Origin of the sequence: Streptomyces sp. NPDC050264 (genome assembly GCF_040655895.1) — a bacterium.
Taxonomy (GTDB): Bacteria; Actinomycetota; Actinomycetes; order Streptomycetales; family Streptomycetaceae; genus Streptomyces.
Map to the genome: position 1 here is coordinate 320,805 of NZ_JBFAKV010000009.1, position 13,430 is coordinate 334,234.

A 13,430-nucleotide genomic window follows, 5' to 3' on the forward strand; every position below is an offset into this window, starting at 1 on the left:
CAGGGGGCAACTTCTCCGCTGTCGCACAGCTCACGTATCCCTGGCGTGGGCGGAGATCTAAAATTCGGGTTACTTAACGGTAATTAGCAGCGCTTGGAGCGTGAGTCACCTTGGCCGGATCGGCTGCCACCCCGGAGTTCGACCTGTACCGCCCGTCCGAGGAGCACGACATGCTCCGCGAGGCCATCCGCGCGCTGGCCGAGACGAAGATCGCGCCGTACGCCGCCGCGGTGGACGAGGAGGCCCGCTTCCCGCAGGAGGCGCACGACGCCCTCGTCGCCTCCGACCTGCACGCCGTGCACGTACCGGAGGAGTACGGCGGCTCGGGCGCCGACGCCCTCGCCACGGTCATCGTGATCGAGGAGGTCGCGCGCGCCTGCGTCTCGTCCTCCCTGATCCCGGCCGTGAACAAGCTGGGCTCGCTCCCCGTCATCCTCTCCGGCTCCGAGGAGCTGAAGAAGAAGTACCTGGGCCCGCTGGCCAAGGGCGAGGGCATGTTCTCGTACGCCCTCAGCGAGCCGGACGCCGGCTCGGACGCGGCCGGCATGAAGACGCGGGCCGTGCGCGACGGCGACTCCTGGGTCCTGAACGGCGTGAAGCGCTGGATCACGAACGCGGGCGTCAGCGAGTACTACACGGTCATGGCCGTCACCGACCCGGAGAAGCGCTCGAAGGGCATCTCCGCGTTCGTCGTCGAGAAGAGCGACGAGGGTGTCTCCTTCGGCGCCCCGGAGAAGAAGCTCGGCATCAAGGGTTCGCCGACCCGTGAGGTCTACTTCGACAACGTCCGCATCCCCGCCGACCGCATGATCGGCGAGGAGGGCACCGGCTTCGCCACGGCGATGAAGACCCTCGACCACACCCGCATCACGATCGCCGCGCAGGCGCTCGGTGTCGCGCAGGGCGCCCTCGACTACGCCAAGGGCTATGTGCGCGAGCGCAAGCAGTTCGGCAAGGCGATCGCCGACTTCCAGGGCATCCAGTTCATGCTCGCGGACATGGCGATGAAGATCGAGGCCGCCCGCCAGCTCACGTACGCGGCCGCGGCCAAGTCCGAGCGCGGCGACAAGGACCTCACCTTCCAGGGCGCCGCCGCCAAGTGCTTCGCCTCCGACGTGGCCATGGAGGTCACCACGGACGCCGTCCAGCTGCTCGGCGGCTACGGCTACACCCGTGACTACCCGGTCGAGCGCATGATGCGCGACGCGAAGATCACGCAGATCTACGAAGGCACGAACCAGGTCCAGCGGATCGTGATGGCGCGCAACCTGCCGTAGGACGAACCTTTCGAGCGAACACGCACGCCCCTGCCCACGTCGGCGGGGGCGTGCGTGTGTGCGGGGGCGGGCATCGGCCGCCCCGGGAACCTCACCCGACACCTTGGACGTCCTTGTCCGTGGACAGCGGAAAGCGCCCATGAAGGGGGAAGCGGCGTGGAGCAGTCGAGGTCAGCGCTCGCCGAACGGATCACGGAGCGGAGAAGAGGCGCCGGAGACCCTCGCGCCCTGGTCGGTGAGATGAGGCGTTCGGTTCTGCTGGTGCCGATGTCCGGCGGCGGACTCTGGTCGGCGCGGTCGGGCGGGGTGCGGTGGGTGTGCGGGTTCACCGACGAGGCGGCGCTCGCCCGGTTCGCGGAGCTGCGCACAGGTCGCGATCAACCCATGGACTACGCGGCGCTGCTGGGCGCCCGCATCGTCGACGAGGTCGTGCCCTCCTTGGGCGAACCCGCGGGCCTCGCCGTCGACATCGCGACCGAGGACGGATCGATGTTCTTCCCGCCGGTCGTCGGCATCGTTCCGGACCAGGCCGCCGTCGACGCCGCCGAGCCGCAGGGGGGAGACGGCCATGGGCGGTGAAGCAGCCGACCTGCACTTCGACAAGGCCGCCGTCGCCAAGTTCACCAAGGGCGTCGGCGCGACCATCGACCAGCTCGGCGAGCTGGGCGGTGCCACCGGCTCGGTGATGGGCAAGGGCTTCTCGGAACTGTCGATGACGGGGATGGAGACCGGACACCACGGTCTCTCCGTCGACTTCGAGGACTTCTGCGAGCGCTGGGAATGGGGCGTGCGGGCTCTGGTGCACGATGCCAGCGAGCTCGCGAACCGCCTCGGTCTGGCCGCGGGCACCCAGTGGGAGCACGACCAGTACGTCGAGGGCGCGCTGAAGGTGGGCGTCAACTCCGTGATGGGCGGCAGCCCGTACGCCAGCGAGGAGGAGATCACCCAGCAGGACTGGGGTGAGGTGTTCAAACCCGATGCCCTGGACCCGGACTGGAGCGCCGAGTCGTGGGACCGGGCCGGTGAGGAGATGGGGCAGACCTGGAAGGACACCGGTCGCACCGTTCTCACCGAAGGGCAGGGCGGCCGGCAGTCGGACGTGCTCAAGGGCGCGCTCGGCATATCCGACGATCAGTGGGACCAGGCGCTGGACGACACCTTCGGCCCGTCGCCGGAGGAACGCGCCGCACAGCAGAGTGAATCCGGGGGGAACTGACGGTGGGTTTCGGCGACATCATCAGTGACATCACACCGGATGCGGTCGAGGACGCGGTCGAGGACGGCGTCGAGTGGGTCGGCAACCGGGTCGAGGACGCCGGCAACTGGACCGCCGACAGGCTGGACGACGTCGGCTGGGAGTCCGGTGCGGACTGGGTGCGTGAGCAGTCCCGCTCGGTCGCCAACCGGATGGGCGCCGAGGTCGACGAGATGGACCTCGGTCAGACCGAGGACAAGACCAAGCTGATCTACGGCAGTCCCAGCACGATCCTCGCCAGGGCCGAGCAGCTCCGCGGCTTCCGGGAGGCCTTCGACACCACGGGCGACGGCATCAAGGGCCTCTCGTCCTCGGACCTCAAGGGCGAGGCGGCCGACGCGCTGCGGAAGGCCGTGTCCAAGCAACCGCCCAAGTGGTTCACCGGCGCCGACGCGTGTGAGAAGGCAGCCGGCGCGATGGAGAACTTCGCCGGAACGGTCACCTGGGCCCAGGGACAGGCGCAGACGGCGATCGACAAGTGGAAAGAAGGCACCAAGGCGTCCCAGGACGCCGCCGACGCCCACCGCAAGAAGGTGGACGACTTCAACAAGGCGGTCGACAAGTACAACGGGCAGCCCGCCGACCAGCGGGACCCGTCGAGTCTGCCGCCCCGCCCCGCCTCGACGTTCGAGGACCCGGGCAAGAAGCTGATGCAGGACGCGCAGGACATCCTGGCCGAGGCGCGCAAGCAGCGGAACACGGCCGCGGCGACCGCGTCCACCGCGGTTCTCGCCGCCCGCGACCTGGCGCCGCAGAAGCCGTCCTACGGTGAGCAACTGCGCGACGGTTCCCAAGAGATGCAGATCATGGGCGACCACGTCGGCGGCGGCATCATCAAGGGCACCGCGGGGCTGGTGAACTTCGCGCGCGGACTCAATCCCACGGACCCGTACAACCTCACGCACCCGGCCGAGTACGTGACCAACCTCAACAGCCTGGCCGCGGGGCTGGTGATTGCTGCCAACGACCCGGTGGGCACCGGCAAGCAGATGGTCGGCGACTTCATGAAGGACCCCGCCGAGGGCTTCGGCCGCCTGCTCCCCGATCTCGCTCTGACCGCGGCGACGGGCGGTGGCGGCGCCGCCGTCAAGGCCGCGCGCATAGCGAAGGACGCGGCCGGCGCCGCGAAGGCCATGCGCGTCGCGGACGACGTGGCCGACGCCGCGAAGGCCATGCGCGTCGCGGACGACGTGGCCGACGCCGGGAAGGCGCGCCGGGTGCTCGACGACGACCCGAAGGGCAGCCACACGACGCCGGACGGCGACCGCAAGCAGGGCGGCGACCCGGTGGACCTCGCCACGGGCAAGATGTACCTGCCGCAGACCGACCTCGTGCTGCCGGGCATCCTGCCCCTGGTCTTCTCCCGTCGTACGGAGTCCGGTTGCTCCGTGGGCCGCTTCATGGGTCCCGCGTGGACGTCCACGGTCGACGAGAGGCTGGAGATCGACGCGGTCGGCGTCCTCCATGTCACCGCCGAGGGGCTCCTCGTCGCGTACCCGCACCCCGTGCCCGGCGCTCCCACCCGGCCTGTCACCGGGACCTCCCGTACCGAACTGGCGCGCGACGCCGACGGTCACTACACGGTCACCGATCCCGGCAGCGGCCTGGTCTTCCACTTCGACGCCCCGTCAGACAGCGAACCGGGAGGTGACGGCCGTGCTTGGCTCTCCGTCATCACCGAACGCAACGGTCACACCGTCACCGTCGACCGTGACGAGGACGGAGTACCGAAAGCCCTGGTCCATTCGGCGGGCCAGCACGTGAAGCTGTCCGTCACGGACGGCCTGCTCACCGCTCTGTCCCTGGCAGGCGCCGGAGCGGGCGGCGCAGACCTTCCGCTGATGGGCTACGGCTATGAGGACGGCAACCTCACCGCCGTCACCAAGCCGTCCGGGGCCGTCACCACCTTCGTCTACGACGACAGACGCCGCGTCACCGCCTGGATCGACTCCAACAACAGCCGCTACGACTACGTCTACGACGACCGTGACCGCGTCGTCTCCGAGGGTGGCGAAGCCGGACACGTCCGGATCACCCTCGCCTACACCGACCCGGACCCCGGGACGGGCCGCAGCACCACCACGCTCACCACCGCCGACGGGCACGTGACCCGCCACGTGTTCGAGGCCGGCTGCCGCTTGGTGGAGCTCACCGATCCGCTGGGCCGCACCACCCGGTTCGGCTACGACGCGCGCGGCCACCAACGGACCCGCACCGACGCGCTGGGGCTCACCACCTCGTTCGTCTACGACGAGGACGGCCGGCTCGTCTCGGCCACCCGCCCCGACGGCAGCGAACTGCGTACCGTGCGCGGCCCGTCCGGCCTGCCGGTGGAAGTCGTCCAGCCGGACGGCGGCCGCACGGTCCACGCGTACGACGAACGCGGCAACCGCACGGCCGTCACCGATCCGGCGGGCTCCACCACGCACCACACCTACGACCACGCCGGACGGCTCACCTCCGTCACCGACGCGCTCGGCGCCACCACGCACGTGGTGTGCGACGCGGCCGGGCTGCTCGTGGCGGTCACCGGCCCCTCCGGCGACGTCACCCGCACGGAGCGCGACACCCTGGGCCGCCCGCTGCGGATCACCGACCCGGTGGGGGGTGTGACTTCCTACGCATGGGACATCGACGGGCAGCTCGCCCACCGCACCGGCCCCGACGGCGCGACCGAGTCATGGACCTACGACGGTGAGGGCAACTGCCTGACCCACACCGACGCGTCGGGTGGTGTCTCCCGCTTCGAGTACACCCACTTCGATCTGCCGCTCGCGCGCACCGGGCCGGACGGCGTGCGCTACGAGTTCGAGCACGACGCGGAGCTCCACCTCACCCGCGTCACCAATCCGCAGGGTCTGACCTGGGACTACGAGTACGACGCCGCCGGTGACATCGTCTCCGAGACCGACTTCGACGGACGCACGCTCACCTACCGGATGGACGCCAAGGGTCAACTGGCCGCACGGACCGACGCGCTCGGCGGCACCATCGCCTTCGAGCGCGACGAGCTCGGCCAGGTGATCCGCAAGGACGTCGACGGCCGGGTGACGACGTACGCCCATGACCGCGCGGGCCGCCTCCTGGAAGCAGCAGGCCCGGACAGTGAACTCCGCTACCAGTACGACCGTCGGGGGCGGGTCAAGACGGAGCTGGTCGACGGCCGTGCCACCTCGTACACCTACGACGTCCTGGGCCGCCGCAAGCGCCGTACCACCCCTACCGGCCATGTCACCTCCTACGCCTACGACGCCGGCGGCCGGCCCGAGCGGCTGACGACCGGCGGGCGCCAGGTCGACTTCCGGCACGATGCGGCCGGCCGGGAACTTGCCCGCGTCCTCGGTGGCGCGGTCACCGTGGCCTCCGCCTGGGACGCGGCCGGCCGGCTGGCCGAGCAGCACATCACCGCCGGGGCACAAGCCGTCAACAGCCGGGCCTACTCCTACCGCGCCGACGGGCACCTGCTGGCGGTGGCGGACCGGCTGTCAGGGACCCGCACCTTCGACCTCGACCGGACGGGCCGGGTCACCGCCGTGCGTGCCCAGGGCTGGACGGAGCAGTACGCCTACGACGCGGCAGGAAACCAGACCTCGGCGTCCTGGCCGTCCCGGCACCCGGGCAACGAGGCCACGGGCGAGCGCGCCTACGCCGGCACCAGGATCACCCGGGCCGGTGGGGTGCGTTTCGAGCACGACGCGCTCGGCCGGGTCACTCTCCGGCAGAAGACCCGCCTCTCCCGCAAGCCCGACACCTGGCGCTATGAATGGGACACCGAGAACCGTCTCACCGCCGTCACCACCCCTGACGGAACGCGGTGGCGCTACCGATACGACCCCCTGGGGCGCCGCACGGCGAAACAGCGCCTGGCATCCGACGGCGTGATCGTGGTCGAGGAGACCCGGTTCACCTGGGACGGCCTCACCCTGTGCGAACAGACCAGCCTCCAGCCCGACCGCACGACCACGGTCGCCCTCACCTGGGACCACCGGGACGTCGTCCCCCTGACCCAGACCGAGCGCATCCTCGACGCCGACAGCGGCCAGGCGGAGATCGACCGCCGGTTCTTCGCCATCGCGACAGACCTGGTCGGCACGCCCACCGAACTGATCGACGAGTCCGGTGACATCGCCTGGCGGTCCCGTTCCACCCTGTGGGGCACCACGGCCTGGGCCCGCGACAGCGGCGCGTACACCCCGCTGCGTTTCCCCGGCCAGTACTACGACCCCGAGACGGGCCTCCACTACAACTACTTCCGCCACTACGACCCCGAAACCGGCCGCTACACCTCCCCGGACCCCCTCGGCCTCGCACCCGCCCCGAATCCGGTCGCGTACGTGGGCAACCCGCACGCCGGGTCCGACCCGCTGGGGCTCATGCCCAAGTACACGAAGGAGGAGAAGGCCGCCCAGGCCAGGCAGAAGGCCCACGAGACCGCGGAAGACGTCATTCAGCGTGCTCAGGACGGCAGGGTGAAGAAGAGTGGCAACTACCACGGGGACACCAGGCACGGCTTCAGTGACGAACGGGTTCTGGAGATCCTCAAGAACCCTGACGCCGTGTACCACTCGACGGCGGGCAGCGGAAGGCTGATCTTCCGGCAGGGGGAGGACGTCGTGGTGACGGAAGGCGGCGGTGCCGGGGCGGGCAATGCCATCACGGCATACGGACCTTCTGGGATCAAGGGCGAGTCGGGGGCGAAGGCGCTCGGTGGCTCGCCCAGCGATCCCGGTGGGCCGATTACCCATGCCGACGTCGTGGAAGGCAGGATTCCGGCGAAGAACGGCTTCGTGGCTCCGGCCGAACAGATTCGATGAGGCGGCATCCATCGTGAAACTCACCCTCGATGACAACTGGACCGCGACGGTGACGGGAGAACCTCTGACCATCACCCCGCGCTTCGATTTCGCGGGGCAGCGCGTGCGCGTCGCGACGTACGGGGACGTCAGGGAACAGGAACAGTTCCAGTTGGACACCTTCGGCAGCCAGGACTGGCTGTGGGACGCGCCCGACGAGGCCAGGTTCGACCCGGCCGATCGACAACTGGTCGGTCTTCAGTTCCAGTTGCCCTACGAGACTGCCGATCCCGAGGAGTCCGCCCGCGTCCCGGACCTGCCCCTCGTCCGTCCGGGCGGCCTGCGCGCGGACGAGGCGCGGGACTTCCGCCTGGAGGTGGCCTCGGAGCTGTGCCGCGGCCCGGGGGACACCGTGCTCACCTGTCTGCGCGACCTCGACGTCCTCGACGAGCCGTTGGAGGCCCGTATCGGGATCGCGCCGGACGTGGCGCTGCTTGTCCAGCACGGCACCGTCGTCGGCTGGAGCCTGACCGACCCGGTCCAGTACCTGACCAGCGGATTCGCCGCTCCCGACCCGGCTCCCGTCGCCCAGGCCACTCGGCTGCTGTTCACCGAGAGCCTGGATCTGACCACCTCGCCGCTGCTGGATGACGTGAGGCACCGGGACCCGTCGGCCGTGCAACGGCTCAGGGCACTCCACGAGTCCCTGCGCGCCCAGCGTGAGGACCGCCACCGGGTCGACGCCCTCCTCGCGCTCATCGGCGACCTGTTCGAGGACTACGGGAACGGGTGACGAAGGCGAAAGTGTCGTTCGACGGGGACCGGCCGACGACGGTCACCGGCGACCCGCTCGCCGCCACCCCTCGCTGCACGGGCGACGCCTGCGTACACGTCGCGGGCCACGCGGACGGCACGGATCGGGAGCGGTTCCTGCTGGACACCTTCGGCAGCCAGGACTGGCTGTGGGACGCGCCGGACGTGTTCCGGTTCGGGACGGCCGACCGAGCGCCGGCCGGAGTGGAACCGCACCGGCCGGAGGCTTCGCCCGCCTTCCGCTCACGCCCCGTCCGGGCCGACGGGGCCCGGGATTTCCGTCATGAGAGGGGCTCGGTGCTGTGCCGCGGCCCCGAGGACACCGTGCTCACCTGTCTGCGCGACCTCGACATCCTCGACGAGCCGTTGGAGGCCCGCATCGGGATCGCGTCCGACGTGGCACTCCTCGTCCAGCGCGGCTCCGTCGCCGGCTGGAGCGTCACCGACCCGGCGCGGTACCTGACCACCCGCGTACCGCGATCCCGATCCCGAGCCGCCCGCGCCCGCCACCCGTCGGCTGCCCAGTGAGTGCCGGGACCTCGTCACCGAGCCGGTGGTCGACGACTTGATGCACGGTGAGCCCGCCGCCCCGGCCCGACACCTTGCTCGAGCTATTCGCCACTTACGTCGAGGACTGCGGGAACAGGTGACGGCCCCGGGTGTCAGCTGCCGGAGACGGTGACCTTCTCGTCGTTGTTGAACTGGTCGACGAGCTGCTTCACCTTGGTCTTGTCCCAGAGCAGGTTGCCGCCGACCGAGCCGTTCGTCGGCATGTTCATGGACTTGCCGTCACCGTCGCCGCCGGAGACCGACTTCATCGCCATGAACATCGACGCCAGGTTCCACAGGCTCATGTCCTTGTCGACGACGAGCGAGTCCAGGCCCGCGCCGAGCGTCGGGTAGAGCTTGAAGGGGTTCATGACGGTCGACGGCGACGCCACCTTGTGGGCGAGCGCCGCGAGGAACGCCTGCTGGTTCTTGGTGCGCTGCAGGTCGGACGCGGCGAACGCGTGGCGCGTACGGACGAAGGCGAGGGCCTGCTGGCCGGTCAGGGTCTGCTTGCCCGCCTTGAAGTCGGCGCCGGACCACTTGTCCTTGAAGCCTTCCTTCAGGTTCATCTCGACGCCGCCGACCGCGTCCACGATGCTCGCGAAACCGCCGAAGCCGATCTCCGCGTAGTGGTCGATGTGCAGCCCGGTGTTGGACTCGACGGTGCGCACGAGCAGCTCGGGGCCGTCCTCGGCGTAGGCGGCGTTCAGCTTCGTCTGGCGGCCCGTGCCCGGGTAGAGCTTGCCGGACTCGGCGCCCTTGAAGCTCGGGATCGTCACGTTCGAGTCGCGCGGCAGCGAGACGAGGGTGTCCCCGTTGCCACCGACGTGCAGGATCATCATCGTGTCCGTGCGCTTGCCCTCGGCGGAGCCGGTGTGCAGCTCCTTCTTCTGCTCGTCGGACATGCCCTCGCGGCTGTCGGTGCCGACGATCAGGTAGTTCGTGCCCGCGCCCGCCTCCGGCCGGTCGATGACCTTGGACAGGTCGACGTCCCGGTGGAGCTTGGAGTCCGCCCAGAAGTACGTGGAGACGCTGGTCACCACGAGGACGGTGACCACGGTGATCGCGGTCCACTTGATGCGCTTGCGCCAGTTCGGCGCCGGACGCGCGGGGCTGCCGCCGGCCGGCGGCCCGTAGCCGTCCCCGCCGCCGCCCGCGGCGCGGCTGGGCTGGCCGTAGACCTGACCGGTGTTGTAACCGCTGTCGTACGACGGGTCGGCCACGCCCTGGCCGCCCTGGTCGCGGTAGAGGCCGTCGTATCCGTCGTCGTACCTGGGCTGCTGCTGCGGGACGGGGCGCTGCACATGCGGCATGGCACGTGCGCCTTCAGGGCGTGCGTTCGCGCTGCCACGGCCGTAGCCGCCACCCTGCCTGTCGCTCCGCCCCTCGGGCCAATCGTTCATATGGCCAGTGTGCCGTGCACCGCTGTGTGCCTTACAAGGGCGGATGGTAAATCGGACCAGGGCTGTTGCAGAGCTGACACAATCGGCGCGTGCGCGGACCGCGCATATGGTGGGTGGCATGACAGACCAGGCCCACGGCGCGGAGTCCGATATTCCGGGCAAGCCGACCGCAGCGTCCCGTACGACGTTGTCGCACATCATGACGCACAACGACACCAACCTCCTGGGTACGGTGCACGGCGGCGTGATCATGAAACTTGTGGACGACGCGGCGGGCGCGGTGGCGGGCCGGCACTCAGGCGGCCCGGCCGTGACGGCCTCGATGGACGAGATGGCCTTCCTGGAGCCGGTCCGCGTCGGCGACCTCGTGCATGTGAAGGCCCAGGTCAACTGGACCGGCCGGACCTCGATGGAGGTCGGCGTCCGGGTCCTGGCCGAACGCTGGAACGAGTCGACGCCCGCGCAGCAGGTCGGCTCCGCGTACCTGGTCTTCGCGGCGGTCGACGCGGACGGCAAACCCCGCGGCGTCCCCCCGGTGCTCCCGGAGACGGACCGCGACCGCCGCCGCTACCAGGAGGCCCAGATCCGCCGCCAGCACCGCCTGGCCCGCCGTCGGGCGATCAAGGAGCTCCGGGCGCGGTCGGGCAATTTGAGCGCCGACGCGTGACCGAGCGGGGTCCGGGGCGGAGCCTCGCGGCCCGCGCCCGGTCGCCCCGCTCAGGCACAAGACACCTCATCCCCGGTGACCGCCCCGAACTCCCCCTGATACGCGTCCTCGGCCCGCACCCGCCGAACCCCCGTGAAATCCGCCCCGGCCCGCACCTTCAGCACCGGCCCCTGCCCGTTCACAGGGACGAGCTGCGCCCCGGGCAACGCCGTGGCCAGCGTCTTCGCGGAGCGGTCCCAGCGCGGGTCGAAGAGCACGACCGTCCCCTTCGCGAGCCGGCTGTCCGCGTTCACCGGCACCCGGCTCGTCCGGAACCCGGTCCCCCGCAGTGCGGTGTCGACCTTCTTGCCGAGCCCCGCCGTCATCGTCGCGTTCTCCACCTGGACCCGGATCTGCTGCGGCGAGACGTCGACGACGATCGCCTTCTTCCGGTTCCGGTGCGCGGCGAGCGGCTGGTCGTCGCGCAGCGCCTGGAACAGCCTCTCGGACTTCGCCGGGTCCCACTTCACGGTGGAGCCGATGCCCTTGACCGGGTAGCTGATGTCGCCGACCGGCACGGTGGTGAACTCCGACGACCTCGGTGTGAACTTGCGCATGGCTCCGGCCAGTTCGACCATCTCGTTCGTCCCGAACCCCTGGTCGGCGCGGACCGAGCCGAGCAGCGTACGGGCGACATCGCGGAACTTGACCGGGTTCAGCAGCACCCCGGACGACGTCGTCTTCGAGATCAGCGAGGCCAGGAAGCGCTGCTGGCGCTGCATCCGGCCGAGGTCGCCGGCGCCGTCCGTGTGCCGGGCCCGTACGTACTGGAGCGCCTCGCCCCCGTTCAGCTGGTGGGTGCCGACGCCCAGATCGAGACCCGTGTACGAGTCCTTGAGGGGGCGGGCCGTGCAGACCTCGACCCCGCCGAGCACGTCGACCGTCTTCATGAAGCTGGTGAAGTCGACCTCCAGGTAGTGGTCGATCTTCACGTGCGTCATGTTCTCGACGGTACGGACGGTCAGCTGCGGGCCGCCCTCCGCGTAGGCCGCGTTGATCTTCACCGGGTGCGCGTGGTGCTGGTCGCCGCTGTTCTGGTCGACGTGCGGCGGCATCATGGCGTAGGAGTCACGGGGGAGCGAGACGACGGACGCGCGCTCGTGATCGGCCGAGATGTGCACGATCATGATGGTGTCCGTGCAGTGGCAGGGTGACCCGCCGAGCCGGTACTTCTGCCGCTCCGCCTCGGTGATCTTGTCGCGGCCGTCGGTGCCGACGAGCAGGACGTTCATGCCGTGCCCGGCGACCGGACGGTTCTTCATGTCCTTGAAGGGGTCGATGCGGTCGATGCCGGTGTCGAGGCCGGAGACGAGCGCGTGCCCGATGCCCGCCGCGGCGAGCACCGTCACCGAGAACGTCGTGGCCGTCCGCATCGCCCACCGGGGCTTCTTCCTGCGCAGCGGCTCCGCCGGACGGCGGGGTTGCGCGGGCCGGTCCGGACGGGCGGGGGAGCGGGGCGGCGTGGGCACGTGGGGACACCTCCGCGACAGCGGGCGTGGGACGCGAGCACCGTAGGCCGATACGATCTCCTGCCCGCGGTAGTGACCCGGGCGGCGCGCGCCCCTGTCCCCCATTAGCGGTAACGTGACCCACGATGAACGCGAACTCCCATACGCAGCTTCCGGCCGTATCCGTGATCATGCCCGTCCTCAACGAGGAGCGGCATCTGCGCGAGGCCGTCGAGGCGATCCTGGCGCAGGAGTACGACGGGGAGATGGAGGTCGTGGTCGCCCTCGGCCCGTCCACCGACCGTACGGACGAGATCGCCGCGCAGCTCGTGGCGGAGGACCCCCGCGTCCATACGGTGCCGAACCCGACGGGCCGCACCCCCGCCGCGCTGAACGCCGCGATCAAGGCCTCCCGGCATCCGGTCGTGGTCCGCGTCGACGGGCACGCCGCGCTCTCGCAGGGCTACATCGCGACCGCCGTCCGTCTCCTGGAGGAGACCGGCGCGATGAACGTCGGCGGCATCATGCACGCCGAGGGCACCAACGACTGGGAGAAGGCCGTCGCCGCCGCGATGACCTCGAAGATCGGTGTCGGCAACGCGGTCTTCCACACCGGTGGCGCGGCGCAGCCCGCCGAGACGGTCTACCTCGGCGTCTTCCGGCGCGAGGCCCTGGAGCAACAGGGCGGCTACAACGAGGAGTTCATCCGCGCCCAGGACTGGGAGCTGAACTTCCGCATCCGCGAGGCCGGCGGCCAGATCTGGTTCTCGCCCGAGCTGAAGGTCTCGTACCGCCCCCGGCCCTCGGTGAAGGCGCTGGCCAAGCAGTACAAGGACTACGGCCGCTGGCGCCATGTGGTCGCCCGCTACCACTCCGGCTCCATCAACCTGCGCTACCTCGCCCCGCCCACCGCCGTCGTCGCGATAGCGGCGGGCATCGTGGTCGGCGCGGCGGTCACCCCGTGGGCCTTCGTGCTCCCCGCCGGTTACCTGGCGGCGATCGCCGCGGGCTCCGTCCCGGCCGGCAAGGGCCTGCCCCTCAAGGCCCGCGCCCAGATCCCCGTCGCTCTCGCGACGATGCACATGACGTGGGGCTGGGGCTTCCTCACCAGCCCGAAGGCGCTGGCGAGGAAGGTCATCGCGTCACGTCGGCCGAGCGTTCACAGCGAGCCCGCCCCCAACTGAAC

10 protein-coding genes are annotated in these 13,430 nt (G+C 70.3%); 8 read left to right on the plus strand and 2 right to left on the minus strand.

The features are described 5' to 3' along the window. The first annotated feature begins 110 nt into the window (after positions 1-110). The 6 genes from AB0J02_RS19070 to AB0J02_RS19095 all read left to right on the plus strand — a co-directional run bounded on the left by AB0J02_RS19070 (position 111) and on the right by AB0J02_RS19095 (position 8,666). A complete protein-coding gene (locus AB0J02_RS19070; RefSeq protein ID WP_363194845.1) occupies positions 111-1,277 on the plus strand; it encodes an acyl-CoA dehydrogenase family protein in 1,167 nt (388 codons plus the stop codon). Between the two features lie 156 nt (positions 1,278-1,433). Next, a complete protein-coding gene (locus AB0J02_RS19075; RefSeq protein WP_363194846.1) occupies positions 1,434-1,856 on the plus strand; it encodes a hypothetical protein in 423 nt (140 codons plus the stop codon). Next, positions 1,846-2,493, plus strand: coding sequence for a hypothetical protein (locus tag AB0J02_RS19080; RefSeq protein WP_363194847.1), 648 nt, complete (start codon positions 1,846-1,848; stop codon positions 2,491-2,493). The genes AB0J02_RS19075 and AB0J02_RS19080 overlap by 11 nt, the downstream gene beginning before the upstream one ends. 2 nt (positions 2,494-2,495) lie before the next feature. Then, positions 2,496-7,346, plus strand: a complete 4,851-nt coding sequence (locus tag AB0J02_RS19085) for a putative T7SS-secreted protein (protein WP_363194848.1) — start codon at positions 2,496-2,498, stop codon at positions 7,344-7,346. A gap of 13 nt (positions 7,347-7,359) precedes the next feature. Further along, on the plus strand, positions 7,360-8,118 hold the full coding sequence (locus AB0J02_RS19090; RefSeq protein ID WP_363194849.1) for a hypothetical protein: 759 nt from the start codon (positions 7,360-7,362) through the stop codon (positions 8,116-8,118). Further along, on the plus strand, positions 8,115-8,666 hold the full coding sequence (locus tag AB0J02_RS19095; RefSeq protein WP_363194850.1) for a hypothetical protein: 552 nt from the start codon (positions 8,115-8,117) through the stop codon (positions 8,664-8,666). Before AB0J02_RS19090 ends, AB0J02_RS19095 begins: the two co-directional genes overlap by 4 nt. 134 nt (positions 8,667-8,800) lie before the next feature. Here AB0J02_RS19095 and AB0J02_RS19100 read toward each other — a convergent pair whose 3' ends face one another. After that, positions 8,801-10,090: an LCP family protein gene (locus AB0J02_RS19100; protein WP_363194851.1), complete on the minus strand. Its 1,290-nt coding sequence runs from the start codon at positions 10,088-10,090 to the stop codon at positions 8,801-8,803. A gap of 118 nt (positions 10,091-10,208) precedes the next feature. Between AB0J02_RS19100 and AB0J02_RS19105 the strand changes: the two genes are divergently transcribed. Beyond that, a complete protein-coding gene (locus AB0J02_RS19105) occupies positions 10,209-10,757 on the plus strand; it encodes an acyl-CoA thioesterase (protein ID WP_363194852.1) in 549 nt (182 codons plus the stop codon). Between the two features lie 50 nt (positions 10,758-10,807). Here AB0J02_RS19105 and AB0J02_RS19110 read toward each other — a convergent pair whose 3' ends face one another. After that, positions 10,808-12,169: an LCP family protein gene (locus tag AB0J02_RS19110; protein ID WP_363194886.1), complete on the minus strand. Its 1,362-nt coding sequence runs from the start codon at positions 12,167-12,169 to the stop codon at positions 10,808-10,810. 221 nt (positions 12,170-12,390) lie between these two features. Between AB0J02_RS19110 and AB0J02_RS19115 the strand changes: the two genes are divergently transcribed. Next, positions 12,391-13,428 carry a glycosyltransferase family 2 protein gene (locus tag AB0J02_RS19115; protein ID WP_363194853.1) on the plus strand — a complete coding sequence of 346 codons (1,038 nt, stop codon included), beginning with the start codon at positions 12,391-12,393 and terminating at the stop codon, positions 13,426-13,428. The last annotated feature ends 2 nt before the right edge of the window (positions 13,429-13,430 follow it).

Bases quoted from the DNA above. Each gene is read 5' to 3' on its own strand.
- AB0J02_RS19080 (WP_363194847.1), top strand. From the start codon at position 1,846: ATGGGCGGTGAAGCAGCCGACCTGCACTTCGACAAGGCCGCCGTCGCC.
- AB0J02_RS19100 (WP_363194851.1), bottom strand. From the start codon at position 10,090: ATGAACGATTGGCCCGAGGGGCGGAGCGACAGGCAGGGTGGCGGCTAC.
- AB0J02_RS19105 (WP_363194852.1), top strand. From the start codon at position 10,209: ATGACAGACCAGGCCCACGGCGCGGAGTCCGATATTCCGGGCAAGCCG.
- AB0J02_RS19110 (WP_363194886.1), bottom strand. From the start codon at position 12,169: ATGCGGACGGCCACGACGTTCTCGGTGACGGTGCTCGCCGCGGCGGGC.
- AB0J02_RS19115 (WP_363194853.1), top strand. From the start codon at position 12,391: ATGAACGCGAACTCCCATACGCAGCTTCCGGCCGTATCCGTGATCATG.